This is a genomic window from Streptomyces sp. Ncost-T10-10d (genome assembly GCF_900091955.1).
Taxonomy (GTDB): domain Bacteria; phylum Actinomycetota; class Actinomycetes; order Streptomycetales; family Streptomycetaceae; genus Streptomyces.
Map to the genome: position 1 here is coordinate 110,305 of NZ_FMDF01000218.1, position 24,447 is coordinate 134,751.

The window sequence follows — 24,447 nt, forward strand, 5'->3', positions numbered from 1 at the left end:
GCCTACTCATGCGCAGAGTTGGGTACGGTGATCAGCATGTACCGGATCAGCGAGTTCGCACAGCGTGTTGGTCGCTCCGCTTCCACTGTTCGAAGGTGGGAGCGCGAGGGCCGTATTGCGCCGCAACGCATATCCGGACAGCGGTACTTCACCGACGCCGACGTGCGGCAGGTGCTCCAGCCCGGATTCGACGAGTCAGCGCGTCAGACCATCGTGTACTGCCGGGTGTCCTCGCCTGGACAGAAGGACGACCTCGCCTCGCAGGTACAGGCGATGGAGGAGTTCTGCCGGGGTCGCGGTCTCGCTGTCGATCAGTGGATTCGCGAAATCGGCGGCGGCATGGACCTCCAGCGGAAGAAATTCCTCGCTCTGATGGATGCGATCGAGCGGGGCGAGGTCGGCACGTTGGTGATAGCGCACGAGGACCGGCTCGCCCGGTTCGGGTTCGACTACCTCGAACACGTCGCGCGGAAGAACGGCTGCACCATCGTGGTGGCGAACCAGGAATCGCTGTCCCCGCAAGAGGAGATGGTGCAGGACCTACTGACTGTCGTGCACACCTTCTCTCGTCGCCTGGGCGGGCTTCGACGCCACGAGATGACGCTCAAGGACGAGCTGGCCAGCGGTGGCCGGTGAAAGTCACCCGTATCGCTTACTCGAAGAACCTCAACCAGGGCAAGTACGCCCAGCTCGACGAGCAGGCGCGACGTCTCGGCGCGGTCCGCTCGCTCGTGTGGCGTCTGTACGGGTCGGTCAGCGGCCTCGCCTGGTCGGACCGGCAGATCCGCGATGTGTGGATCGCCGACGGCACCGCACAGACCTTCGACGTCCTGGCGAACGCGTGGAAAGAGACCGTGCGGGATACGGTCGCCGACATCACCGCGAACCGAGAGGCGGCCAAGGTCAAAGTCCGCAGGGCGATCAACCAGCGCACCAAGGACGAGGGCGAGCGGAAGCGCCTGTTCACCTCACTCAAGCGCGAGACGTGGGCCGACGACCCATTCCTGGCTCGGCAGATGCGCCGGCACTGGAAGCACGGCCGGAACCGAACCCACAACCAGATCGTGGTCCGCGCCGACCAGTACAAGACCTTCACCCTCACCGCGGGCGGAAACATCTGGCTCGCGGTACCCGGACTGGAGCGTCGGCAGCTTGTCCGTATCCCGCTGAACACCACGGTCGCTCCGACCGGCACCCTGCGGCTGGTCCTGCGCTCGGGCAGGGTCGAGGTGCACTACGCCATCGACGCGGAAGACATGAAGTCCTCCCAACGTCCCGTCGGCACCCGCACGATCGGCGTGGACAAGGGATATTCGGAAGTCCTCACCGATTCCGACGGCCGGCACCACGGCACGCAGCTGGGCGACCTGCTGACCTCCGAGTCCGATCACCGAAAGGTCAAGAACGCCCGGCGGGCCAAGATCCGTAGCGTCGCGGAGAAGGCTGAACAGCGCGGCGACCACGCCAAAGCTCGGCGTATCCGAGACAACAACCTCGGTGCCATCAAGCGTGACCGGCGCTCCGATTCTTGGCGTTGTCGCGTCCGTGATCTGACCTTCAAGGCCGTTCACGCTGTCGCCGACAAGGCGAGCCTGATCGTGGCCGAAGATCTCACCAAGACTTTCGCCAGTGGCAAGAAGCTGGGGAAGAACACCAACCGGCGACTCGCCGCGTGGACCAAGGGTGTCACTGCGGAAGCGCTGGAAGCCGTGTCGGACCGCAGAGGTTCTGCGGTGCGGCTGGTCAATGCTGCCTACACGTCACAAGTCGTCCCCTTTACGAACATCCCTGGTGTCCGCAAAGGAGACCGGCTTCACTGCACCGAGTGCGGGGCCGTGTGGCAAGCCGACCATGCCGGAGCGGTCAACATCCTGCACAGAGAAGGTGATCCCGACATCACCCTGTTCACCCCGCACACACGGGTCAAGCAGCTCTTGCAGGAACGTACCGACCGCCAACGGCCCCGACTGCCGATGGGCCAGGACTCCAGCACCAGGCATCTGTGCCGGTGCGGAGAGCGAAATATCCGACTGATGCTCAACTCTGAGCAATGAGTAGGAAGCAGAACGCATGAGCACCGTCCTCGAAACCGAAGAGCACCAGGCCCTGCGCGCAGCCGTCGCCGCCCTCGGAAAGCGCTACGGGCGGGACTACATGACCTCCGTCGTACGCGACGGAGCCCACCCGCGCGAGCTGTGGAACGAAGCCGCCAAGCTCGGCTATCTCGGCGTGAACCTTCCCGAGGAGTACGGCGGCGGAGGCGGCGGAATGGCTGAACTCTCGATCGTCCTGGAGGAGTTGGGTGCGGCCGGCAGTCCGTTGCTGTTGATGGTCGTCTCCCCGGCCATCTGCGGCACCGTCATTGCCCGCTTCGGCACCGAAACCCAGAAGCGGCAGTGGCTCCCCGGCCTCGCCGACGGCAGCCTCACCATGGCCTTCGGCATCACCGAACCCGACGCGGGCTCCAACTCCCACCGCATCACCACCACCGCCCGCAAGGACGGCGAGGACTGGCTGCTCACCGGGCGCAAGGTCTTCGTCTCCGGCGTCGACATCGCCGACGCCACCCTCATCGTCGGCCGCACCGAGGACGCCAGGTCCGGCAGGCTCAAGCCATGCCTCTTCATCGTCCCGCGCGACGCACCCGGCTTCCGGCGCTCGCAGATCGACATGGAACTCCACGCCCCGGAGAAGCAGTTCGAGCTGGTCCTCGACGACGTGCGGCTGCCCGCCGACGCCCTCGTGGGCGATGAGGACGCCGGACTGCTCCAGCTCTTCGCCGGGCTCAACCCCGAACGCATCATGACCGCCGCATTCGGCATAGGCATGGGCCGCTACGCACTCGCCCGCGCCGTCGAGTACGCGAAGACCCGCCAGGTGTGGAAGGAACCCATCGGCTCCCACCAGGCCATCGCCCACCCCCTCGCCCAGGCCCACATCGAACTGGAACTGGCCCGGCTGATGATGCAGAAGGCCGCCCGGCTGTATGACGACGGCGACGACATCGGTGCCGGTGAGGCCGCCAACATGGCGAAGTACGCGGCCGGCGAAGCCTGCGTCAAAGCCGTCGACCAGGCCGTGCACACCCTCGGCGGCAACGGCCTCACCCGCGAATACGGCCTCGCGTCCCTGATCACGGCGGCCCGCGTCGCCCGGATCGCACCCGTCAGCAGGGAAATGATCCTGAACTACGTGTCCCACCAGTCCCTGGGCCTCCCCAAGTCGTACTGACGCAGAACATTCCGTCTCTCCACGCCGCAGCTGCCCACCGCGGCTCCCGCCGCGTCCGGGAAGTCCCGCGAGAAGGAGACCGACACATGACGCCGCTCGCCGAACCCACCCACGACCGGGGCATCACCACCCTCACCCTCGACTCACCGGCCAACCGCAACGCACTCTCCGCGCAGCTGGTCGGCGAGCTCTCCACCGCCCTGGACGCGTGCGCGGCCGACGACACCGTACGAGCCGTCGTCCTCACCCACACCGGCAACACGTTCTGCGCGGGCGCCGACCTCACCGGACCGCCCGATCCGGCAGCCTTCGTCGCCCTGATGCGGCAGATCGTCGCACTGCCCAAGCCCGTCGTCGCCCGGGTCACGGGACACGTCCGGGCGGGCGGCCTCGGACTGCTCAGCGCCTGCGACATCTCCGTGGCCGGCCCCGGCGCCTCGTTCGCCCTCACCGAATCCCGGCTCGGCCTCGCCCCCGCCGTCATCTCCCTGCCCCTGCTGCCCCGCACCGACCCACGCGCCGCCGCCCGCTACTACCTCACCGGCGAACGCTTCGACGCGACCGAAGCGGCCCGCATCTCCCTGATCACGATCGCCGTCGGGTCCGCCGAGGACATCGACAAGGCACTCGTACCCGTACTGGACGGACTGCGAAAGGCCTCACCACAGGGGCTGGCAGCATCGAAGGAGCTGGTCACAGCTACTGTGCGGAAGAGTTTCGACCAGTACGCCGAAGACCTCATCGCCCGCTCGGCAGCACTCTTCGCCTCCGCCGAGGCAGGGGAAGGGATGACGGCCTTCCTCGAACGACGGGACCCAGCATGGGTGTTGTGACGCCCTCCACCGACAGGACCCCCAAGCAGGACCGCAGCCGTGCCACCCGCCGACGACTCCTCGAAGCCGCGGTCGCCTGCCTCGCCGAACACGGCTGGGCAGGCTCCACCGTCTCCGTCGTCGCCGAACGCGCAGGCGTCTCGCGCGGCGCCGCCCAGCACCACTTCCCGACCCGCGAGGACCTGTTCACCGCAGCCGTCGAATACGTCGCCGAGGAACGCTCCGCCGCCCTGCGCGCCCTGCCCGTCCAGGGCCGCACAGCCGTCGTCGCCGCCCTCGTCGACCTCTACACGGGCCCGCTCTTCCGCGCCGCACTCCAGCTCTGGGTCGCCGCGTCCAACGAGGAACAGCTCCGCCCCCGCGTCACCGAACTCGAAGCCCGCGTCGGCCGCGAGACCCACCGCATCGCCGTCGAACTCCTCACCGCCGACGAAACCAGGCCCGGCGTACGCGAAACCGTCCAGGGCCTCCTCGACATGGCCCGCGGTCTGGGTCTGGCCAACGTACTCACCGACGACACCGCCCGGCGTCAGAGGGTCGTGGCACAGTGGGCGGCGCTGCTGGACGACGCACTCAACTGACCCCGGGGGACCTGTGGGCGACCACTTCCAGACGATCGTCGACCTCGACGCCACCGAGCAGGACGCCGCACGACTCGGCACCGGGCTCCTCGACTGGCTGATCGCCGACGGAATCGTCAGCGCCGAGCGCACCGACTGCGTCCTCGACAACGACGGCTACGGCAACGCACCCGGTCCGAACTACGCCGAGGCCGTCGACGACCCGGAACCGGTCGAGCTGTGGAGCAACGGCCTCCACGTTGCGACCGGACGCACCGTCTTCGACAGCGGCCAGGGCGACGCGGGAGCCGCCACCTGCCCGCTCTGCGCCACCGAGATCCGCCTCGTCGACGACACCTGGTGCCCCGTCGACAGCGCCTGGGCCCCGTTCGCGGGCCGGCTCGGCGACTGGGCGAACGGCGGCGAAGGCATCGTGGAGTGCCCCTCCTGCCACAGGCCCTCCGGCATCGACCGATGGAGCTGGGAGGACGACTACTACGCCTGTGGGCAGCTCGGCCTCACCTTCTGGAACTGGGCGGAGCTGACCCACGGCTTCGAACAGCAGGTGCGGCGGCGCCTCGGCGGACACCGCACCGTCACGCTCCGCGGCAAGCTCTAGACGAGCAGGCCGGGCGAGACCCCGCGGACCTGTCCGGGGCCCCGCATCCGGATCACGCCGGGCTCGCGGGGCACCGGGACCGTCAGTTCCCCAGATCCGTGATCTGCGCGTACCCCTCGATCTCCCGGGGATCACGCGGCCCCGGCCCGACGTACCTCGCCGACGGCCGCACCAGCCGCCCCGTCCGCTTCTGCTCCAGGATGTGCGCCGACCAGCCCGCCGTACGCGCACACGTGAACATCGACGTGAACATGTGCGCCGGAACCTCCGCGAAGTCCAGCATGATCGCCGCCCAGAACTCCACGTTCGTCGCCAGCACCCGGTCCGGGCGACGCGCGTGCAACTCCTCCAACGCGGCCTTCTCCAGCGCCTCCGCCACCTCGAACCGCGGCGCGCCCAGCTCCTTCGCCGTACGTCGCAGGACCCGCGCCCGCGGGTCCTCCGCCCGGTAGACCCGGTGGCCGAAGCCCATCAGCCGCTCGCCCTTGTCCAGGGCCTTCCTCACATACGCGGTGGCATCCCCGGTCCGCTCGATCTCCTCGATCATGCCGAGGACCCGGGACGGCGCACCACCGTGCAGCGGCCCCGACATCGCACCCACCGCACCCGAGAGCGCCGCTGCCACATCGGCGCCGGTCGACGCGATGACCCGGGCGGTGAACGTGGAGGCGTTCATGCCGTGCTCGGCGGCCGACGTCCAGTACGCGTCGACCGCCTTGACGTGCTTGGGGTCCGGCTCACCGCGCCAGCGGATCATGAACCGCTCGACCACGGACTGCGCCTTGTCGATCTCGCTCTGCGGAACCATCGGCAGGCCCTGCCCACGCGCCGACTGGGCGACGTACGACAACGCCATCACCGCGGCCCGCGCCAGATCGTTGCGCGCCGTCTCCTCGTCGATGTCGAGCAGCGGCTTCAGACCCCACACGGGAGCAAGCATCGCCAGCGCGGACTGCACATCGACCCGGATGTCCCCGGAGTGCACCGGGATAGGGAACGGCTCGGCCGGGGGCAGCCCCGGGTTGAACGCCCCGTCGACCAGCAGGCCCCAGACATTTCCGAACGACACATGGCCGACGAGATCCTCGATGTCGACACCGCGGTAACGGAGCGAACCGCCTTCCTTGTCCGGTTCGGCGATCTCCGTCTCGAACGCGATGACTCCCTCTAGTCCCGGTACGAAGTCGGACATGGCGGCTCCCTCGGTCGGCGGCTGTACGGAGGCCACAGTGGCCTGCCCCAAGATATTGGCGGGTTCCCACGACGCGGGGAAGCGTGACATCCGGCACAGCTTCCCGTTTCACCGGTGACGGATTGATGCCCCTCCTTGCCGGGCAGACTCGGCCGCTACGGCAGGATGACCCCGTGCCCACCGCAGACTCCCCCTCCGATTCCACCACCGATCCGGCCGCGATGCGCGAGCAGTACCGCTCCAAGGCCTTCACCGAGGACACGCTGGCCGCCGACCCCATGCAGCAGTTCGCCCAGTGGTTCCGGCAGGTGGCCGTGGGCGGGTTGCTCCACGAGCCCAACGCCATGGTGGTCTCCACCGCCACCCCCGAGGGCCGGCCGTCCTCACGCACGGTGCTGTTGAAGAAGTACGACGAACGCGGCTTCGTCTTCTTCACCAACTACGAATCCCGCAAGGGCCGCGAACTGACCGCCAACCCGTACGTCTCGCTGCTCTTCCCCTGGCACCCGATGGCCCGCCAGGTCGTCGTCACCGGCACGGCGGCCCGTGTCGGCCGCGAAGAGACGGTCGCCTACTTCCGCACCCGCCCGCACGGCTCCCAGCTGGGCGCCTGGGCCAGTGCCCAGTCGACGGTGATCGGCTCCCGCGACGAGCTGATCGAACGCTACGAGGAACTGGCTGCCCGCTACCCGGAGGGCGAGCATGTCCCCGCGCCCCCTCAGTGGGGCGGCTTCCGCGTGGTCCCCGACACGATCGAGTTCTGGCAGGGCCACGAGAACCGGCTGCACGACCGGCTGAGGTACGTACGCGAGGGCCAGAAGTGGCGCGTCGAGCGCCTGTGCCCGTAGAAAACCCCTCCGGACACGCAGAAACCCGCAGGCTCTGGTCCCTCCTTGCGGAGGAGCCGGCCGGACTTACCGGCGAGCCTGCGGGTCGGTGACTGCTTGGGTTTCGGCAGACAGCCTGCCGAGGTGCACTGTGTGCGACGACGGGCTGTCAGCCCGCAGCCACCTCACGAATCCGATAAGACTGCACTTTTCGGATCACCTCCTTTCATTCGCTGGCAGCAGCCTAAGAACCCTCGGAGAATGTCTCAACCTATTTATTCGGTGGCTTCTTGCTGGTAGCTGTACGCGTATCCGTCGGCACGCTGCAGCAGCCGCGATGGGTTGCCACCGGGGCCCGGGTGCTGCGGCTGCCGGAGCCGCTGGATCTCTCGTAGCGTCCCGGCGACTCGCGCGGTCCCGGACATGCCCCTTGAGCTGGGGTTGGTGCAATCCAACGCCTTTTCCTGGAACCGAAGTTGCTGAGACAGAACCAGGACACTCACAGGATCATTTCAGGATCGACCCGGCCCTAGTGTCATCGGTGTCAGCAGGAAACACCGCAACCGACAGCCGCTGGAGATCATGATGCGTTCGCGTCTCGCCGCCCGTTCCGCCCGTCTCGTCCTGGCCGCCGTGGCCGTGACGGCCCTCGCCGCCACCACCACCGCCTGCGACGCCGACGACGCCGCGGACGCCGGCAGCTCCACGGCCCCCTCCGCCGTCGCCTCCGCCGACAGCGGCGGGAGCGACAGCTCCTCCAGCGACAGCCCCTCCACCGGCGGCTCCGGCACCGGCGGCTCCGGTTCCGGCGGCTCCACCACCGGCGGCTCCGGTTCCAGCGGCTCCACCGACAAGGCCGGCGACTCCGGCGGCGGCAAGAAGGGCGGCTACGGGCAGTCCTGCGGCACCAACGACCTGGACTTCAAGGTCACCTCGGAGTCCCAGGCCGGCGGCTACTACCTCGTCACCGCCAAGGCCAAGTCCGGCATCACCTGCTACCTGGACATCAACACTCCCAGCGTGTCCTTCGGCTCCGGCGCCGACGGCGTCGCCTCCCCCGTCGGACAGGGCGGCGAAGACCCCATCAAGCTCACCGGCTCCGCCGTCGCATACACCGGTATCAGCCCCAAGACCACCAACAGCAATGCCGGCAAGGAGTTCGAGCACGTCATCATCGCCACCACCGACGACGATCCCAACCCCGCCGAACTCAAGCTCCCCGACACCGCCAATGTCGACAAGCCCATCGTCACCAACTGGGCCACCAACCGCGCCGAGGCCATCCCCGTCATCGTCTGACACCTCCGCGCCGGGCAACCACCCCACTCCACTCCACGCTCGTCCCGGACCCCGACGTGCCGTCCCGGCAATCGCAGCGCCCCCTCGCCTTCACGGATCCGCAGTCGTCGCCCGATCACGCCCCGAACGTCCTGGGCGCCGTCAGTGCTCGTGCACATCTGCGGAGGCTCGAGCGGCCGGATTCCGCGCCGGAGGGGAGCGGATTTCAGAGAAGTCGGTGTGCGCTGGGTCACGTTCGAGTTCAATGGTCTGACGTGCGGTAATGCCGGATACGTCCTGCGGGGGTACGGGATGAGTGCGTCCACAGGCAGCGGGACGACCGACGCGCTCGAACCCGAAGAGGGGCCGAGGGCAGGGCCCGGGACCGAGCTGCTTGCGGCGCTGCTCGACGGGATGGACGCGGCGCTCTGCGCGTTCGACGCGGACGGCACCATCACCCACTGGAACCGTGAGGCCGAGCGGATTCTGGGCTGGTCCGCCGAGGAGGCCGTGGGCCGGCCCGGGTTTGCCGGGTGGGCGGTGCGGCGGGCGGACGCGGGGGAGGTGCAGGGGCGGCTGATGGCGGCCATGGAGGGTGCCGGTCGCCGGGTGCATGAGTTCGCGCTGCTGCGCAAGGACGGCGGGCGGGTGCTCGTGCGGACGCAGTCGGCGGGAGTCCGGGGCGCGGACGGGAAGCCGGCCGGGGTGTACTGCGCGTTCGGGGAGGTGCAGGCGCAGATCGACCTGGAGCGGTCGATCGCGCTGAGCGAGGCGCTGTTGGAGGACGCGTCGTGGGGTGTGGTGCTCGTCGACGCCGATCTGCGCCCGACGGTCGTCAACGCGCACGCGGCACGGGCACTGGGCGGTGGGCGTACGACCCTGCTGGGGCGCCCGCTGGGGGAGCTGATCGTGCAGGGCGTCGAGGATCTGGAGGGCGCCCTGCAGCACGTACTCGCCGAGGGCGCGCCGACGGCGCTCGCCGAGCTGTGGGTGACGTTGCGGACGGCGGAGGGGGATCGGCGGCGTTGCTGGCGCAGCGGCTTTCTGCGGCTGGCGTCGCCGCTCGCGGAGGAGCCGGTCCCGTTGGGGACCGGCTGGCTGTTCCAGGACGTGACCACGGAGAAGCTGGCAGCGCAGGAGGCGGACCGGGTGCGGTTCCGCTCGAACCAGCTGCACCGGGCTTCGCGGTCGGCGTCCGAGTGCGAGGACCCGATGGAGGCGGCGACGTCCTGCCTGGACTATGCGCTCGCGGGCTTCGCCGACCATGCGCTGGTCGATCTGGTGGCGGGGGAACGGCTGGTACGGGTGGCGGCGACCCCGTCCGGTGAGCCCGGTCCGTGCCTGCCGGTGGCCGACGGCGGTATTCCGCTGCGGTACGCGGCGGGGCACCCGGCTCTTCAGGCGGTGGACCGTACGGGTTCGGTACGGGCCAGTGCGGGGGCGGGGCCCGGGGCCGGGATGTGGGCGGCCGAACGGCAGTGGCCGGAGGATTCGGTGCACGCACTGTGCGCGGTGCTGCGGAGCAGGGGGCGGACGCTGGGCGTGGTGACGTTTCTGCGCTCCGCCCATCGCATGGCCTTCGAACGCCCCGACGCGGCGTACGCGGAGACGGTGGCGGCCCGGGTCGCGGGGGCGGTCGACCTGGCGCAGGTGACGAAGCGGCCGTAGGCGACGCGGTCCGGCCAGGGGTGTGCCGGGCCCCGTCGCGGAGCCCGGCACCGCCCCCGGCCGGAGCCCGTCCTCACGCCGCGTGCAGCGCCAGCGTCGGTGAGAGACGGGACGCCCGCACCGCCGGGTAGAGGCCCGCGATCGTGCCGATCACCAGCGTCGCGCCGAAGCCGCCGCCGACCGCCCACGGCGGCACCACCCAGGGCAGCCCGCCGGAGTACGCGTACACCCCGGTCGCCGCCGCGCCGAGCGCCACGCCCGCCAGGCCGCCCAGGCCGGAGAGCATCAGCGACTCCGTGACGAACTGGATGCGGATCTGGCCCCGGGTCGCGCCGAGCGAGCGGCGCAGCCCGATCTCGTACCGCCGCTCCAGCACCGAGATGATCATGGTGTTGGCGACCCCGACGCCCCCGACGAGCAGCGCGATGCCGCCCAGGCCCAGCAGCATGCTGCTGAACGCCCCTTCGGTCGCCGCCTTGGCCTGGAGCGCCGACGACGGGTCGGTGACCTTCACGTTCTGCGGGTTCTGCGGGTCGACCGTCGCCGCCATGACCTTGCGCACGTCCTGCACCGCCGCGTCGGCCGAGCGCTCGTACACCGATGTCGGGTGGCCCTCGAAGCCCAGCAGGCGCTTCGCGCCCTCCCAGCCGACCAGTGCGGAGCGTTCGATCTCCGGGGCGAGCGGCAGCGGGGCGAGGATGCCGACCACGGTGAAGTACCGGTTCCCGATCCACACCTGCTGGCCCGGAGCGGTGATGCCGAGACGCTCCGCGGAGACATGGCCGAGCACGACGGAGGGGTAGCGTCCGGTCGCGTTGTTGAGCCAGCTGCCGCTGTGGACCTCGCCGCGCAGTACCCGCAGCAGGTCGCCGGTGGTCGCCTTGACGATGATCCCGCCCGTGTCGTCCTTGTCGATCTTCTCGTTGCGGCGTGCGGTCGTGTCGAGGTCGGCGGTCGCGCCCACCTCCTGGACGCCCTTGATGCGGCCCACCATCCCGACGGCGTCCTCGGGCAGCTTGACGTCCTGCCCGGCGAACATCGAATCGCCGGGGGAGGCCACGAGCAGGTTGGTGCCCAGCTTGTCGAGTTCCCGGAGCAGCTGGGCCTGGCTGGAGGCGGAGATGCCCACCACCGAGATCATCGTCGCGATACCGATGGCGATGCCCAGGGCGGAGAGCACGACCCGCATCGGCCGGCTGCGCAGCCCCGCCGAGCCGACGTGCAGCACGTCGCGGGGGCCGAGCCGGGCCGCTTTCAGCCGCCCCCGGCCGCCGGCGTCGCGGTCCGCGCGCCGCGCCCTCACTGGTCCGCTCCCGTCGCGGCGGCGGAGCGGTGGTTTCCGGAGCCGTCGCGCACATCCGTGGATGGAGCGCGCATGCCTGTGGACGGATCGTGTCCGTCCACGGACGGATTGCGTACGTCCGCGACCACCTGGCCGTCCCGGATGCGCACCTCGCGCGGCAGGTCCCGGGCGATCTCGGTGTCGTGCGTGATGACCGCGATGGTGGCGCCCTCCCGGTTGAGATCGCGCAGCAGCTTCATCACCGCTTCCCCGGACGCCGAGTCGAGCGCCCCGGTCGGTTCGTCGGCCAGCAGCAGCGCGGGTTCCCCCACGACGGCCCGCGCGATGGCGACCCGCTGCTTCTGTCCGCCGGAGAGCTGGTGCGGCTTGTGGTCGAGGCGGTCGGCGAGCCCGACCCGCTCCAGCGCTTCGGCGGCCCTGCGGCGGCGTACGGCACGGGACAGGCCCGAGTACAGCAGGCCCTCCGCGACGTTGTCGCGGGCGCTGACGCCCGGCACCAGGTGGAACGCCTGGAAGACGAAGCCGACGTGCTGGGCACGCAGCGCGGAGAGCCTGCGGTCGGAGAGCGCCGCCACGTCGTGCCCCGCGATGTGGACGGACCCGGCGGTGGGGCGGTCCAGGGTGCCGATGATGTGCAGCAGCGTGGACTTGCCGGAGCCGGACGGGCCGACGATGCCGAGGAGTTCGCCCTCCTCGACGGTGAGGTCCACCCCGCGCAGGGCGGCGACCGGGCCCGGGTACTCCTTGGTGACGCCCCTGAGGCCGACGACCGTGTTCATATCTTCGGCACCCCGACCTTCATGCCCTCGCGCAGCCCGCCGCCGGACACCTCGACCCGGCCCTCGGCGAACATGCCGAGCTCGACCTTCACGTCGCGGACCCTGCCGCCCTGGACGACCTGGAGGCCGAAGCCGCCGCCGGGCAGCGCGAGCAGCGCGTTCACCGGGACGCTGAGGACGTCCTTGTGCAGCTCGCCGGTCAGGTTCACCGTGACCGGCGCCTGGTCGAAGCCGCCGACCTTGTCCGGCTTGTCGAAGGAGACGGTCAGCGTGACCTTGGGGCTGTTGTCCTGCGGGTCCTTGCCGGGCTTCGCCGTCCGGCCGACCGAGGAGACCGACCCGGCCGCGCTGCTGCCGTCCGGCAGATCCACGGTGACCTTGGTGCCCGCCTTGGCGAGCCGGCTCTCGGTGACGTCGAGCTCGAACGTCACGATGCGCTCGGAGCCGGTCGTGGTGAGGACCGGAGCGCCGGGCTGGGCCAGTTCGCCGACGGCTGCCTCGACGCTATTGATCCGGACCTCCGCCGGGGAGAAGGCGATGTCCTGCGGCCCCACCGTTCCGGTCCGCTCGCTGTCGTGGGACTTCTGCCAGCGCTTGACGGCGGCCGCGGTCAGCTCGGTGTACTCGTCGTCCGGGGTGAAGCCGGTGTAGCCGAGTTCCGCGAGATTGCGCTCCAGCTGCTCCACGTCCCGGCCCCGGTCGCCGGGCTTCAGAGTCCGGTACATCGGTCCCGAGCCGTACATCAGCCACACCGCCCGGCCGTCGACCTCGTACAGCCGCTCGTTCCGCTTGACGGTCGAGCCGGTGCGCGGGGTCCAGGTCGTGGTGCCCGCCGCGCCCGCGTTGACCTTGCGCTGCTTGTCGTAGCCGAGCGTGCCGTCCGCCTGGGCGCTGTCGCGCAGGTCGCGGCGCTCGACCGCGGCGGTGGCCGGGGGCAGCCCGGTGTTCCTCGGGCCGCCCGTCTCCCCGGCGGAGCCGAACTGGGTGAGAGCCAGTGACCCGGCCGCCACGGCGAGTACCGCCGCGGCGGCCACCATGACGCGCCCGCGCCTCACCGCCCGGCGCTTTCGCACGCCGCGTTGGCCTTCTCGAACTTCTTCATGTCCTTCTGCTGCACCGACGGCGCCTGTGCCATCCCGCCGTCGAACTTCGGGTCGGGCATGTCGATGCCGTTCTTGCGCATGCACCGGGCGAAGGCGAGCATCTTGTCCTTCTGGGCCTGGGTGATCTCCTTGGCCCCGCCGCCGACCGCCTTGTCCTGGCAGGCCTTGAACGCCTTCTCCATCTCTGTCTTGCTCTTGCCGCCGCCCTTGATGGTTATTCCGCGGCTGTCCTCGCCCGGCTTCGGCTCCGGGATGTCCAGGCCCTGCTCCCGCAGGCACTTGCGGTGCTCCAGGGCCTGGTCCTCGTTCGTCTTCTTGGTGCCCGAAGCGGATCCGCCGCTCTTGGTTCCGCTTCCGCTTCCGCCGCCGTCGCCCGAGCAGGCGGTGGCCGACAGGACGACGGCGGCGGCGATCAGGCAGGCGGCGACGACGCCGCGGCTTTGTGTGCGGGAGGTGGTCCGGCGGGAAATGGTCGGGTTCATGAGGGCTCCTCGTCCGTTGCTGACAGGCCAGGTATGAACGGCTTGAGCGTGCGTGAGGACCCGGTTTCGTTTCTCTCAGCCCGGATGCTTACACCGACGAAACATCGCTTTGGGTTACACAGGACTCATGCGTGTGCTGGTGGTGGAGGACGAGGAATTCCTGGCAGGGATGATCGCCGAGGGGCTGCGCCGCGACGCCGTCGCGGTGGACATCGCCCCCGACGGCCGGGCGGCGCTGGACCGGCTTCGGTTCGGCGCGTACGACGTGATGATCCTCGACCGCGATCTGCCGGGGCTGCACGGCGACGAGGTGTGCCGGCGGGTCGTCGGCATGCGCCTGCTGACCCGGATCCTGATGCTCACCGCGTCCGGGACGGTACGGGACCGGGTGGCCGGCCTCGGGCTCGGCGCCGACGACTACCTGACCAAGCCGTTCGCGTACGACGAACTCCTCGCCCGGGTCCTGGCGCTCGGCCGCCGTGCCCGCCCCGCTCTCCCGCCGGTCCTTGAGCGGGCCGGGCTGACGCTCGACACCGCACGCCGCCAGGTCTGCCGCGACGGCCGCTACCTCTCGCTCTCCCGCAAGGAGTTCGCCGTGCTGGAGACCCTGCTGCGGGCCGAGGGCGCGGTCGTCAGCGGCGACGACCTGATCGAGGAGGTGTGGGAGGAGGACACCAGCTACCGCACCAACGCGGTCCGGGTCACCCTGTCCAAGCTCCGCGCCAAACTGGGCGCGCCCCCGGTGATCGAGACGGTCCCGGGGGCCGGCTACCGCATCGGGGACGGCCTCGCCGACGGGCCGGGGGACCACGGCCCCGCGACCGGACCGGTGAACGGGCCGGCGGACCAGCCGGACGACGGCTCCGCGAACCGGCCGGGGGAGAGCCGGTGAGGAGCGAGCGCGCCCGGCTCACCGCGCTGTACGGCGGGCTGCTGGTGCTGGCCGGCGCCCTGCTGATGGGGCTGGTCTACCTGCTGGTCAGCGAGCGCCTCTATGCCAGTGTGCTGACCGCGGTGGCCCCGGCGGTCCCCGACGGGGCCACCGCCTCCGCCGTCCGGTCGGGCGTGGCCTCCACGCCCGAGCCGCCGTCGTCGGACTGGGCGCAGACCGTGGTCATGGAACCCGGGCAGTACGCGGTGGCGAAGAGGGTCACCACCGCGGCCGGGGACGCCGCGCTCAACCAGCTGCTGACGGTCTCCGGGGTCTCCCTCGCCGTCTACTCGGCGCTCTCCGTCGCGCTCGCCTGGTGGATGGCGGGCCGGGTGCTGCGGCCGGTCGGCGTCATCACCGCCCGCGCCCGCCGGCTCTCCGGCAGCAACCTGCACGAACGCCTCGCGCTGAAGGCCCCGCCCGGCGAGCTCAAGGAACTGGCCGACACCTTCGACGGGATGCTCGACCGGATCGAGGAGCTGGTCGCCGCCCGGCAGCGGTTCGCCGCCAACGCCGCCCACGAGCTGCGCACCCCGCTCGCCGTGCAGCGGGCCGCAGCCGAGATCGGCCTCGCCGACGACCCGCCGCCCGAGAAGGTCGCCTGGATCCGGGACAAGCTCATCGACACCGCCGCCGGCAGCGAGCAGCTCATCGAGGGACTGCTGCTCCTCGCGGTCTGTGACGAGGGCCTGCGACGGCGCGAGCGGGTCGGCCTCGACGCGACCGCGGCCACGGTGACCGAGGCGCTGGAGGCGGAGGCGAAGGCGCGGTCCATCACCGTCGAGGCGGAGGCCCGGCCGGTGTCGGTCGAGGGCGACCCGGTCCTGCTGGACCACCTCGTGCACAACCTGGTCGCCAACGCGCTGCGCCACAACCACCCCGGCGGGTCGGTACAGGTCCGGGTGGGGCCGGGCGGTCTGGAGGTCGCCAACACCGGGCCGGTGGTGGACCCGGCGACCGTGCCGCTGCTGTTCGAGCCGTTCCGCCGGGCGCAGGCCCGCCGCCACGCTCCCGGCGAGGGGGCCGGTCTGGGGGCTCTCCATCGTGGCGTCGATCGCGAGGGCGCACGGCGGCGAGGCGAGCGCGACGGCGAACCCGGGCGGCGGACTGACGGTCCGGGTCGTGCTGCCGACGTGCCCGTAGCGGGCGGCCGGCGGCCCGGCGTGATCAGCGGCGGTAGAAGATCCGGTCCCGGTACTCCGTCATGACGCGCCCGTTCCACTCGTGACCGCCGTCGACGTTCCCGGAACGTAGCATCGGCGGCTCGATCCCCCGTGCCACGAGCTGCTCCGCGGCGGCGGCCATCATCGCCTGCATCACCGCACTGGTGACCACCGTCGACGCGGGCGCGAACGGAGCCTCGATGCCCTCGACGGTCAGTTCCGCGTCGCCGATGGAGATCTTGCTGTCGAGCACGATGTCGCAGTGGTCCCGCAGGAAGCCGCCCGAGCCGTGCCGGGACCGGGTGCCGTCCGCGTACGCCACCGAAGTGACGCCGATGACTTTCAAGCCGAGCGCCCGCGCGTTCATCGCCATTTCCACGGGGAGCGCGTTGCGCCCGGAGAGCGAGATGATCACGAGGACGTCGCCCGCCTCGGCGGGGCTGGAGTCGAGCACCGCTCCCGCCAGCCCGTCGACCCGTTCCAGCGCCGAGCCCAGGGTCGCCGGCATGACGTCGACCCCGACCGTCCCCGGCACGGCCAGCAGGTTCATCAGGGCGAGTCCGCCCGCCCGGTAGACGACATCCTGCGCGGCGAGCGAGGAGTGCCCGGCGCCGAAGGCGAAGAGCCGGCCGCCCGCGGCGACGGTGTCGGCGATCGCGGCACCGGCGGCCGCGATGTTGCCGGACTCCTCGTCGCGTACGCGCTCCAGCAGGCCGATCGCTGCATCGAAGAACTGACCGGCCAGCTTGCTGTCGCTCATCGAGGAGGCCCTTTCCGGCGGGGAGAATGGTCCGTGGGGTGTCCGTGCCGCGGATCACGTTGCGGTCTGGACCAGTGGCCTGTCAATAGCGCCCACGCTGCTCCGCCGCCCAGCGTTCGGTCGGCACGGCACGGTTGTCAGCGGTATGCGTCAGAATTGGGTCAGGGCCAGCGCGCAGCGCTTACGACGTTTTCATGTCACAGCATCGAGGGGCACGAATGTCCGGACTGATCGACACCACGGAGATGTATCTCCGCACCATCCTCGAACTCGAAGAGGAAGGTGTGGTCCCCATGCGCGCCCGGATTGCGGAGCGGCTGGACCAGAGCGGCCCGACGGTCAGCCAGACCGTGGCGCGCATGGAGCGCGACGGCCTGGTGCAGGTCGCGGGCGACCGCCACCTGGAGCTGACCGACGAGGGGCGCCGCCTCGCGACCCGCGTCATGCGCAAGCACCGGCTCGCCGAGTGCCTGCTCGTCGACGTGATCGGCCTGGAGTGGGAGCAGGTCCACGCCGAGGCATGCCGCTGGGAGCATGTGATGAGCGAGGCCGTGGAGCGGCGGGTGCTGGAGCTGCTGCGCCACCCGACGGAGTCCCCGTACGGGAATCCGATCCCGGGCCTGGAGGAGCTGGGCGAGAAGGCCGAGGCCGACCCGTTCCTCGACGAGGGCATGGTGAGCCTGTCGGAGCTCGACCCGGGTGCCGAGGGCAAGACGGTGGTCGTGCGCCGGATCGGTGAGCCGATCCAGACGGACGCCCAGTTGATGTACACGCTGCGGCGGGCGGGTGTTCAGCCCGGTTCCGTGGTCAGCGTGACCCAGTCGCCCGGCGGGGTACTGGTCGGCAGCAGCGGCGAGGCGGCGGAGCTGGACGCCGAGATCGCCTCGCATGTGTTCGTGGCCAAGCGCTGACGGGTGCCGCGACGGGCACCGTTGACAGGGCGCCGCCGACCGAGTGCCGCAGGGCGCTGAAGCGTGGCGTCCGCTTTCCGTTTTTCCGCCGGGAATTGCAGCGCCCGGACGGATCCCGTGCCAGGCTGTGGCTGAGGCATACCTGAGAGTGTCGGCCATCTGGTCGCGCGGCCGGGGAGGGAGCAGGCGCATGCACCCGTCGTACTGGCATGTCCAGCCTGTCCGGCCCGCGCACCGAGAGGTCGCTGCCGCGGTCCCGGCCGCCCGCGATCCGCGCCCGGCCGCCCATGAAGCCCATGCCGCCGCCCGCGGTACCCATCCCGCCGCCCGCGAAGGTGTTGTGGCGCCAGCCGCTCCCCGAACGACCGCTCCCCGAACAGCAGAGGGCCCCGGCGCCTTGCGGCGCCGGGGCCTGTCCTCCCCTGTTTCGACCCGGAGCCCCGAGCTCTCGAGGTCGATCCCCACGAGCCCTCATCCCCGAGTGGCCCGCCTCCCGGAGAAGATCTCCCCTCCGGGAGCGCCGTCAATCCTTGAAACCGGTCACTCGAACGAGGGGTGTTGGGTGCCGGAACCCGGTTTTCGAATAAAGGTTCGATAGTCTGGCGTGACGCGACCACACGGTGATCGAGCGGTGATCAAGCGGTGATCGAGGACCAGAAGGGGGTGCCAGAACATATGGTGCGGCGCATCGATGTGACCGGGACCGACGGCGTACGCCTCGCGGCCTGGGAGTTCGCCGACCCGCCCAAAGGGCGCACGGAGGGCGAACGCGCCCCCGGGGTCTTATTGCTCCACGGTTTGATGGGCCGGGCCTCCCACTGGGCCTCGACCACCCGCTGGCTCGCCGAGCGGCACCGCGCCGTCGGCCTCGACCAGCGAGGGCACGGCCGCAGCGAGAAGCCGGCCGAAGGCCCGTACACCCGTGAGGCGTACGTCGCCGACGCCGAGGCGGCGATCGAACAGCTCGGCCTCGCCCCCGTCACCCTCGTCGGGCATGCGATGGGAGCGCTCACCGCCTGGCAGCTCGCCGCGAAGCGCCCCGATCTCGTCCGGGCCCTGGTCATCTGCGACATGCGGGCCTCCGCGCTCGGGGCGGCCTCGCAGCGGGAGTGGGAGGACTGGTTCAAGTCCTGGCCGGTGCCGTTCGCGACGCTCTCCGACGTGCGGAAGTGGTTCGGCGAGGACGACCCCTGGGTGGAGCGGCCCAGCCCCGCCCGCGGCGAGTTCTTCGCCGAGGTGATGGCCGAGCGGGCCGACGGCTGGCGCCCCGTCTTCTCCCGTCGCCAGATGCTCCAGTCCCGCGCGACGTGGGTGTTCGACGCGCACTGGGAGGAGCTGGCGCAGGTCCGGTGCCCGGCCCTGGTGCTTCGCGGCCTCGACGGCGAGCTGGGCCGGGCGGAGGCCCAGGAGATGGTCCGCGTACTGCCGCGCGGACAGTACGCGGAGGTGGCCGACGCCGGCCATCTCGTCCACTACGACCAGCCGGAGGGCTGGCGAGCGGCGGTCGAACCCTTCCTGGAGCAGTTCGCCGAGGACCCCCAGGCCGACCGCGAGCCCGTCTCTTCTTGAGATCGGCCGAGAGATCGGCCGGCAAAGAGAGACAGGCTCTGCGGAGAAAGCTCTCAGCCCTTGCTGACCGCCGCCAGGATCTCCGGGAGCCGGTTCGCCGTTCGGGGAGCGGCGAGCCTCAGCCCCGCCCAGGAGATCAGCGCCCCGTACACCGCCCCCGCGGGCAGCAGCAGCCACAGCCACTGCTCCATGTCGGCGATATACAGCCAGATCGTCGCCACGATCACGGGTGCGCAGAGCAGCGCCGACGAGATCATGCCGCCGAAGATCGAGATCCAGGCGAGCCCGGCCTGCCCCGGTGCCACGTTCTTGAACGCCCCGTCCTGCGGGATCGAGTACGGGAAGTTCGCCGATGCCACCGCACCCGTCGCCAGCATCGCACCCAGCATGGCGAACGACAGCCCCATGACCCCCGGCAGCGCATCCCAGTCGCCGAGGATCGCTGCCGTCACCACTGTCACCGCAATCGTGTACGGCAGTGTGATCAACAGCAACGCCAGAGCCCGCGCCCGCAGTTCGAGGTATGCGTCCCGGGTGGAGGAGATGGTCTGTGCCACCATCCAGAACGCGGAGGTGTCCTGCCCGAACTGGTTGTACATCTGCATGCCGAGCATCCCGGCGGCGAAGCAGGCGAAGTAGAGAGAGCCGGTGCCCTGCAACGCGTTGAGCATCGGCACGATCAGTCCGATCGCCAGCGCCGTGACCCAGGCGGCCTTGGTCTTCGGGTCGCGTGCGATGTACCGCAGACTGCGCTCCATCACGGGGCCCGTACGCCCCTGGGGCAGCAGTGCGGAGAGTGTGGAGCCGCCCTTGCCGGCCTTCTCGCGGTTCGGCCCGGCAGCCGCCAGGGTCGAACCGTCCGGGGTCGTCATCAGCTTCACCAGGCTCCGCTGCCACAGCCACAACAGCGCGAGCAGCGCAGCCACGGACAGCAGCAGCTGTACGGCGGCCTGCCCGTACGAGCCCCGGGACGCCGAGTCAACCGCCCCGATCGCCGAGGCGGGCGGCAGCCAGCGCACCACGTCCGCGACCGGATCGAGGGTGGAGAGTCCGCCCGCCCGGCCGAGCCGTTGCGCACCGAAGTTGACGACCTGGAAGCCCACCGCGATCAAGAGCCCGCTGAGCACCGCGAGATCGCGGCCCTTGCGTGAGGTCAGCAGCCGGGTGTTGGCCGTGGCCACGGCCCGTGTCAGCGCGACGCACACCAGCAGAGTGAGCGGCGCGGCCACGACGGCGAACACCGCACCGGCCGTCCCCTGCGCCACCGCGATCACCGAGCCGGCCGCCAGACAGAGCGTGAACAGCGGACCGATCCCGACCAGTGACGCCATCAGCAGCGCAGCGATCAGCGGGCGCGGCCGCAACGGCAGCATCACCAGACGGCTCGGGTCGAGGGTTTCGTCACCGCTGGGGAAGAACAGCGGCAGCACGGTCCAGCCGACCGCCAGCACCCCGGCGAGCAGGACGACGAGGGAGTCGGCATGGGCGTTCCCCCGCAGCGCGATCAGCGCGATCAGCTGGCCCGCGGCGATCAGCAGGGCGAGGGCGACGGAGGTGATGTACGCGGCCCGTCGGCCGGCCGACTGCCGCAGCCCATTGCGCACCAGGGTGAGCTTGAGCCGTACGAACACGGGGACGAGCCCCTCGCCGCTGCTCGTGCTGTCCCGGCCGGGGGCGGTTCCCGCAGGGGCGTCGAGCACGCTCATCGGTCGCCGCCCAGCCAGTCCAGGGACTCGCCGGTGGTCCGGGAGCCCGCGCCGACGAGTTCGAGGAAGGCGTTCTGCAGCGAGGACGCCTCGCCGCGCACCTGGGCCAGGGTGCCCTGGGCCCGGATCGTTCCGGCGGCCATGACGGCCACCCAGTCGCAGAGGGACTCCACGAGCTCCATCACATGGCTGGAGAAGACGACGGTCGCCCCCGAGCGGGTGTACCGCTCCAGGACCTCACGGATGGTCTGTGCCGACACCGGGTCGACGCCCTCGAACGGCTCGTCCAGGAAGAGCACTTCGGGGTTGTGCAGCAGTGCGGCGGCGAGTCCGATCTTCTTCCGCATACCGGTCGAGTAGTCGACGACCAGTTTGTGCTGGGAGCCCGCCAGATCGAGTACATCGAGCAGCTGGGTGGCCCGTTTGTCGACCTCGGTGCCCGGCAGTCCGCGCAATCGTCCGGTGTACGCGAGAAGTTCGCGCCCCGAGAGGCGTTCGAAGAGCCGCAGCCCCTCCGGGAGCACACCGATCCTGGACTTCACCTCGACCGGGTCGCGCCACACGTCATGACCGCCGACCTCGATCAGTCCCTGGTCGGGGCGGAGCAGTCCGGTGATCATCGACAGAGTGGTGGTCTTGCCCGCTCCGTTGGGCCCCACGAGACCGATGAACTTGCCTGCGGGCAGCTCCAGATCGATCCCGGCGACCGCGGTCTGTTCGCCGAACCGCTTCCACAGCCCCTGTACGCGAACGGCGGGCGGCGCCGTCGGCACTCCGCCCGCCTCTCCCGCTTCCCCCGGCCGCGCTGCTCTGTCGGTCTCTGTCCGGTCCTGCATGATGTAAGCCTTTCGGTGTCCCCGTGTATGCGGACAGCGTCTCTGATCAGCTAAGCGATCCCATGCGAGACATAGTGTCTGACGTGGGATCTGCCCACCTGGGTGGGGAAGCATGAGCGTGGAGATGGAATCCCGCGCCCAGTGCTGCTCCTCGTGGCCGGTGGCCGGTGGTGGGTGTGCTGGTCGTGATCACGCTCTGGTGCCGGTGGGCTGCGCGGGGCAGCGGGGTCCGGTCCGTTGGTGCGTGTCCCTCCGGACGCTGGCCAGCGGGGCCGCACAGGCGGGCTGCTGGGGAGGGAACCTTGCGTCGCCTGGGCGCGAGGTGGTTGGTTCGTGGCCGGGTGGGTCCGGTCTTCGACCGGTCCTTCCGGCTGATCGGGACGGTCGTGATGATGGCCTTGGCTTCGAGCTTGTTGACCACAGCGCGGATCACCATGGCGCCGATGGCGCGGTCCGTGACGGTCTTGGTCTGGTGGGTGAGTCCGCGTGCTGCGATACGGCGCCAGGCGCCCTGGTCGCGGTCGCCCTGCCAACCGCAGGACTGGTTGGGGCAGATGGCCCACTTCCAGCCGGACACGGTGGGGCGGTCGGGGGCCTTGCGGTGCCTGAGCGGTGTCAAGCAGTGCGGGCAGTGCCTGGAGGTGTTGCGCGGCGGCACGGTGACCACGGCGATACCGGTCTCGGCGGCGAGATGACGCATGCGGACGACGATCTGCCCGCGCACGGTCTGCGACATGCGGGTGTTGTGGGTGCGGCCCATGCCGCCCGCTTCCATCGACCGCAGGTCTTCCAGGTAGATGACTGTTGCTCCGGCAGTGATGGCCTGGTCGACAGCCCAGCGGGCAGCACTCCAGGCCAGTGCTTCGTTGAGGTTGGAGCGGCGCTCACAGACGCGCTGGATCTCCTCGGCCAGCAGTGCCGCCTTCCCGTCCAAGGCGGGGTCAGCGAGTCGGGCGTAGTGGTCGGTCTTGACGTGCAGCCGCTCGGAGATGCGGCGGAGCCGGCACTGCTTGGCGAGTACCCCGGCGGCGCGGAACTGGGCTCCCGCTCCGAGGGCGGTGATGCGGCCATCCTGGTGGAGTTGGGCAGTGCCCGCACTGAGAAGGGTGTTCAGGCCCCAGTCCACGCCCAACGCCACGGTGTGGCCGGTGCGGCGGGTCTTGGGAACGGGGTAGGTGTAGGCGAGGTCGGCGCGCACTTTGTCGCGCACGATCCGCAAAGTGGGCAGGTGCAGCACGGCGTTCGCCGGAATCGTCGGCGGCAGGGTGACGGGGCAGGCCACCCACGTCCAGTCCGCGTACTTCTGCGGGTCGGGCCGGGTGGGGAGCTGCAAGCGCAGCAGCGCCCGCTGCCCGTCGTCGGATCGTTCGATGGTGGCCTGCTGCCCGTCACATGCGGACAGCAGCAGCATGCGGGCCACACGCGAAGTGGACTCCAGCTCGAACAGGTGGGCTGGGAGACGGCCGTGCTTGCGCAGATACGCGGCGATCTGGCGGGTGCGGGACCGGATGATGCTGGACGGCAGATGTTCGCCGCCCGGTATCGCCCCGCGCACCGCCTCCCACTCGTCGGGGGTGCGCTTGGCCGGGTCGGCAGGCCAGCTCGCCAGGACCCCGGCACACACGTCGGCACGCCACTTCACGGACCGCAGGGACCGCCCGGCGGTCTCTTGGGCCATGCGCACGATCCGGTCGTTGACCTTCACACCCTCCGGTGCGCAGACGGTCCAGCCCAGGCGGCGCAGCGCCATCCACGCGTTCGACGGCAGCTGCCTTCCCCCGGGGTCCTCACCGTAGGCCAGCGTGTCCACGTCGGCGGTGTTCCAGTGCTCGGCCAGCAGCGCTTCGGTCATGCCCGCCACGAGGTCGGCACACCAGCCCACCCGTTCCGCCAGAGCAGCGGAGGTGAGGACTTCGCCGGTCTTTTCGTCCACGCCCGACCGGACGAGGGCGCGGACACAGGCGGTGCGGGAGGTCTCGCCGTCGGCGAGGGGCAGTTTTCGGCTCACGAGGCCCTGCCCTCGTTGCTGCACTGGCCGGACTCGACCAGTAGCCGCTTGCGGTTCTCTGCACTGCGCATCCCGTACAGCCGCCCGGCGAACGTGGTGACCAGAGCGATGAAGTCCTCCAGCAGCTCATCCCGGCCGCCGAGCTTCTTCGGGTGCAGCACCTCCACGGTGACGCCGTACACGGCGAACAGGCGCTTGAGCCAGCCGACCCCGAACCTCGCGAGCCGGTCCTCGTGCGTCACCCGGACCACGGTCACGGAGCCGTCCGACACCATCGCCAACACCCGGTTCAGACCGGGGCGGTTCTCCTTCAGGCCAGAGCCACGGTCCCGGACGACCTTGACGATCTCTCCGGCAGAGGTGGCCCGAAGCTCCTGCTCCTGGGTTTCCAGAGAGGACTCCTGCCCCAAGGAGCCGGAGACGCGCACATACAGAACCTCCCGACGGGGGTGGGAGGATGCGGAGGCGCTGCCGCGCTTCATGTTCTCCACATCGATCGAGGAGAACCGGCGCTCACGACCAACCCACGTGAACGGGATCTTGCCGTCGATGGCCCACTGGCGAAGCGTCATCGGGTGTATCCCGAGACGCTTCGCAGCCTTGGACATGCGCAGCAACTCCATGCACGCAACTATATATGCACAACGCTAGGGATAACTAACGAAGTTGATGAGCCTACGAAAGGGCA

The 24,447-nt window shown here is 70.3% G+C and carries 22 protein-coding genes and 1 pseudogene; 13 read left to right on the forward strand and 10 right to left on the reverse strand.

Going from position 1 to position 24,447, the window contains the following annotated elements:
• Positions 1-27 precede the first annotated feature (27 nt).
• From GA0115254_RS38280 to GA0115254_RS38305, 6 genes are all read left to right on the forward strand, one after another.
• A complete protein-coding gene (locus tag GA0115254_RS38280; protein ID WP_093899855.1) occupies positions 28-636 on the forward strand; it encodes an IS607 family transposase in 609 nt (202 codons plus the stop codon).
• Positions 633-2,054, forward strand: a complete 1,422-nt coding sequence (locus GA0115254_RS38285; RefSeq protein WP_218105609.1) for a zinc ribbon domain-containing protein — start codon at positions 633-635, stop codon at positions 2,052-2,054. The genes GA0115254_RS38280 and GA0115254_RS38285 overlap by 4 nt, the downstream gene beginning before the upstream one ends.
• A 16-nt stretch (positions 2,055-2,070) precedes the next feature.
• A complete protein-coding gene (locus GA0115254_RS38290) occupies positions 2,071-3,231 on the forward strand; it encodes an acyl-CoA dehydrogenase family protein (RefSeq protein WP_093899856.1) in 1,161 nt (386 codons plus the stop codon).
• Between the two features lie 86 nt (positions 3,232-3,317).
• Positions 3,318-4,064: an enoyl-CoA hydratase family protein gene (locus GA0115254_RS38295; protein ID WP_093899857.1), complete on the forward strand. Its 747-nt coding sequence runs from the start codon at positions 3,318-3,320 to the stop codon at positions 4,062-4,064.
• Positions 4,052-4,645, forward strand: a complete 594-nt coding sequence (locus GA0115254_RS38300) for a TetR/AcrR family transcriptional regulator (protein ID WP_093899858.1) — start codon at positions 4,052-4,054, stop codon at positions 4,643-4,645. The genes GA0115254_RS38295 and GA0115254_RS38300 overlap by 13 nt, the downstream gene beginning before the upstream one ends.
• Positions 4,646-4,658: 13 nt before the next feature.
• A complete protein-coding gene (locus tag GA0115254_RS38305; protein WP_093899859.1) occupies positions 4,659-5,243 on the forward strand; it encodes a hypothetical protein in 585 nt (194 codons plus the stop codon).
• An 82-nt stretch (positions 5,244-5,325) separates the two neighbouring features.
• Here GA0115254_RS38305 and GA0115254_RS38310 read toward each other — a convergent pair whose 3' ends face one another.
• Complete coding sequence (locus GA0115254_RS38310; RefSeq protein ID WP_093899860.1) at positions 5,326-6,435, reverse strand: citrate synthase 2; 1,110 nt, start codon at positions 6,433-6,435, stop codon at positions 5,326-5,328.
• A 221-nt stretch (positions 6,436-6,656) separates the two neighbouring features.
• On the opposite strand from GA0115254_RS38310, the gene pdxH reads away from it, so the two are divergent.
• From pdxH to GA0115254_RS38325, 3 genes are all read left to right on the forward strand, one after another.
• The gene (pdxH, locus tag GA0115254_RS38315) at positions 6,657-7,283 is read left to right on the forward strand and encodes a pyridoxamine 5'-phosphate oxidase (protein WP_093899920.1); all 627 of its coding nucleotides are present in this window, start codon (positions 6,657-6,659) and stop codon (positions 7,281-7,283) included.
• 564 nt (positions 7,284-7,847) lie between these two features.
• Positions 7,848-8,561, forward strand: a complete 714-nt coding sequence (locus GA0115254_RS38320; protein WP_093899921.1) for a DUF4232 domain-containing protein — start codon at positions 7,848-7,850, stop codon at positions 8,559-8,561.
• A 291-nt stretch (positions 8,562-8,852) separates the two neighbouring features.
• Entirely contained in the window at positions 8,853-10,208 is a 1,356-nt protein-coding gene (locus GA0115254_RS38325; protein ID WP_093899922.1) for a PAS domain-containing protein, read from the forward strand.
• Positions 10,209-10,281: 73 nt separating this feature from the next.
• Here GA0115254_RS38325 and GA0115254_RS38330 read toward each other — a convergent pair whose 3' ends face one another.
• The 4 genes from GA0115254_RS38330 to GA0115254_RS38345 are packed head-to-tail and all read right to left on the reverse strand — an operon-like array spanning position 10,282 to position 13,875.
• Complete coding sequence (locus GA0115254_RS38330) at positions 10,282-11,511, reverse strand: ABC transporter permease (protein ID WP_093899861.1); 1,230 nt, start codon at positions 11,509-11,511, stop codon at positions 10,282-10,284.
• Positions 11,508-12,290 carry an ABC transporter ATP-binding protein gene (locus GA0115254_RS38335; protein ID WP_093899862.1) on the reverse strand — a complete coding sequence of 261 codons (783 nt, stop codon included), beginning with the start codon at positions 12,288-12,290 and terminating at the stop codon, positions 11,508-11,510. The genes GA0115254_RS38330 and GA0115254_RS38335 overlap by 4 nt, the downstream gene beginning before the upstream one ends.
• A complete protein-coding gene (locus GA0115254_RS38340; RefSeq protein ID WP_176740459.1) occupies positions 12,287-13,327 on the reverse strand; it encodes a peptidoglycan-binding protein in 1,041 nt (346 codons plus the stop codon). The genes GA0115254_RS38335 and GA0115254_RS38340 overlap by 4 nt, the downstream gene beginning before the upstream one ends.
• Before the next feature lie 14 nt (positions 13,328-13,341).
• Complete coding sequence (locus GA0115254_RS38345; protein WP_093899864.1) at positions 13,342-13,875, reverse strand: hypothetical protein; 534 nt, start codon at positions 13,873-13,875, stop codon at positions 13,342-13,344.
• 127 nt (positions 13,876-14,002) lie between these two features.
• On the opposite strand from GA0115254_RS38345, the gene GA0115254_RS38350 reads away from it, so the two are divergent.
• Positions 14,003-14,767: a response regulator transcription factor gene (locus tag GA0115254_RS38350; protein WP_093899865.1), complete on the forward strand. Its 765-nt coding sequence runs from the start codon at positions 14,003-14,005 to the stop codon at positions 14,765-14,767.
• Positions 14,764-15,949, forward strand: a pseudogene (locus tag GA0115254_RS38355) (sensor histidine kinase). Before GA0115254_RS38350 ends, GA0115254_RS38355 begins: the two are co-directional and overlap by 4 nt.
• A gap of 24 nt (positions 15,950-15,973) precedes the next feature.
• On the opposite strand, the gene GA0115254_RS38360 reads toward GA0115254_RS38355, so the two are convergent.
• A complete protein-coding gene (locus tag GA0115254_RS38360; protein WP_093899866.1) occupies positions 15,974-16,729 on the reverse strand; it encodes an SIS domain-containing protein in 756 nt (251 codons plus the stop codon).
• 218 nt (positions 16,730-16,947) lie between these two features.
• On the opposite strand from GA0115254_RS38360, the gene GA0115254_RS38365 reads away from it, so the two are divergent.
• Positions 16,948-17,640 (forward strand): metal-dependent transcriptional regulator, encoded by a 693-nt coding sequence (locus GA0115254_RS38365; RefSeq protein ID WP_093899867.1) that lies wholly within the window; start codon positions 16,948-16,950, stop codon positions 17,638-17,640.
• A gap of 675 nt (positions 17,641-18,315) precedes the next feature.
• On the forward strand, positions 18,316-19,209 hold the full coding sequence (locus tag GA0115254_RS38370; RefSeq protein WP_093899868.1) for an alpha/beta fold hydrolase: 894 nt from the start codon (positions 18,316-18,318) through the stop codon (positions 19,207-19,209).
• Between the two features lie 53 nt (positions 19,210-19,262).
• On the opposite strand, the gene GA0115254_RS38375 is transcribed toward GA0115254_RS38370, so the two are convergent.
• The 4 genes from GA0115254_RS38375 to GA0115254_RS38390 are packed head-to-tail and all read right to left on the reverse strand — an operon-like array spanning position 19,263 to position 24,382.
• Positions 19,263-20,915, reverse strand: a complete 1,653-nt coding sequence (locus tag GA0115254_RS38375; RefSeq protein ID WP_093899869.1) for a transporter — start codon at positions 20,913-20,915, stop codon at positions 19,263-19,265.
• The gene (locus GA0115254_RS38380) at positions 20,912-21,751 is read right to left on the reverse strand and encodes an ABC transporter ATP-binding protein (RefSeq protein WP_256102986.1); all 840 of its coding nucleotides are present in this window, start codon (positions 21,749-21,751) and stop codon (positions 20,912-20,914) included. Before GA0115254_RS38380 ends, GA0115254_RS38375 begins: the two co-directional genes overlap by 4 nt.
• A gap of 46 nt (positions 21,752-21,797) precedes the next feature.
• Entirely contained in the window at positions 21,798-23,759 is a 1,962-nt protein-coding gene (locus GA0115254_RS38385; protein WP_093899871.1) for a zinc ribbon domain-containing protein, read from the reverse strand.
• Positions 23,756-24,382 (reverse strand): IS607 family transposase, encoded by a 627-nt coding sequence (locus GA0115254_RS38390; RefSeq protein ID WP_093899872.1) that lies wholly within the window; start codon positions 24,380-24,382, stop codon positions 23,756-23,758. The genes GA0115254_RS38385 and GA0115254_RS38390 overlap by 4 nt, the downstream gene beginning before the upstream one ends.
• Positions 24,383-24,447 lie beyond the last annotated feature (65 nt).

Excerpts from the sequence above, each read along its gene's own strand:
- GA0115254_RS38290 (WP_093899856.1), top strand. The coding sequence starts at position 2,071 with ATGAGCACCGTCCTCGAAACCGAAGAGCACCAGGCCCTGCGCGCAGCC.
- GA0115254_RS38295 (WP_093899857.1), top strand. The coding sequence starts at position 3,318 with ATGACGCCGCTCGCCGAACCCACCCACGACCGGGGCATCACCACCCTC.
- GA0115254_RS38300 (WP_093899858.1), top strand. The coding sequence starts at position 4,052 with ATGGGTGTTGTGACGCCCTCCACCGACAGGACCCCCAAGCAGGACCGC.
- GA0115254_RS38310 (WP_093899860.1), bottom strand. The coding sequence starts at position 6,435 with ATGTCCGACTTCGTACCGGGACTAGAGGGAGTCATCGCGTTCGAGACG.
- pdxH (WP_093899920.1), top strand. The coding sequence starts at position 6,657 with ATGCGCGAGCAGTACCGCTCCAAGGCCTTCACCGAGGACACGCTGGCC.
- GA0115254_RS38320 (WP_093899921.1), top strand. The coding sequence starts at position 7,848 with ATGCGTTCGCGTCTCGCCGCCCGTTCCGCCCGTCTCGTCCTGGCCGCC.
- GA0115254_RS38325 (WP_093899922.1), top strand. The coding sequence starts at position 8,853 with ATGAGTGCGTCCACAGGCAGCGGGACGACCGACGCGCTCGAACCCGAA.
- GA0115254_RS38335 (WP_093899862.1), bottom strand. The coding sequence starts at position 12,290 with ATGAACACGGTCGTCGGCCTCAGGGGCGTCACCAAGGAGTACCCGGGC.
- GA0115254_RS38340 (WP_176740459.1), bottom strand. The coding sequence starts at position 13,327 with ATGGTGGCCGCCGCGGCGGTACTCGCCGTGGCGGCCGGGTCACTGGCT.
- GA0115254_RS38345 (WP_093899864.1), bottom strand. The coding sequence starts at position 13,875 with ATGAACCCGACCATTTCCCGCCGGACCACCTCCCGCACACAAAGCCGC.
- GA0115254_RS38350 (WP_093899865.1), top strand. The coding sequence starts at position 14,003 with ATGCGTGTGCTGGTGGTGGAGGACGAGGAATTCCTGGCAGGGATGATC.
- GA0115254_RS38360 (WP_093899866.1), bottom strand. The coding sequence starts at position 16,729 with ATGAGCGACAGCAAGCTGGCCGGTCAGTTCTTCGATGCAGCGATCGGC.
- GA0115254_RS38365 (WP_093899867.1), top strand. The coding sequence starts at position 16,948 with ATGTCCGGACTGATCGACACCACGGAGATGTATCTCCGCACCATCCTC.
- GA0115254_RS38370 (WP_093899868.1), top strand. The coding sequence starts at position 18,316 with ATGGTGCGGCGCATCGATGTGACCGGGACCGACGGCGTACGCCTCGCG.
- GA0115254_RS38375 (WP_093899869.1), bottom strand. The coding sequence starts at position 20,915 with ATGAGCGTGCTCGACGCCCCTGCGGGAACCGCCCCCGGCCGGGACAGC.
- GA0115254_RS38380 (WP_256102986.1), bottom strand. The coding sequence starts at position 21,751 with ATGCAGGACCGGACAGAGACCGACAGAGCAGCGCGGCCGGGGGAAGCG.
- GA0115254_RS38390 (WP_093899872.1), bottom strand. The coding sequence starts at position 24,382 with ATGGAGTTGCTGCGCATGTCCAAGGCTGCGAAGCGTCTCGGGATACAC.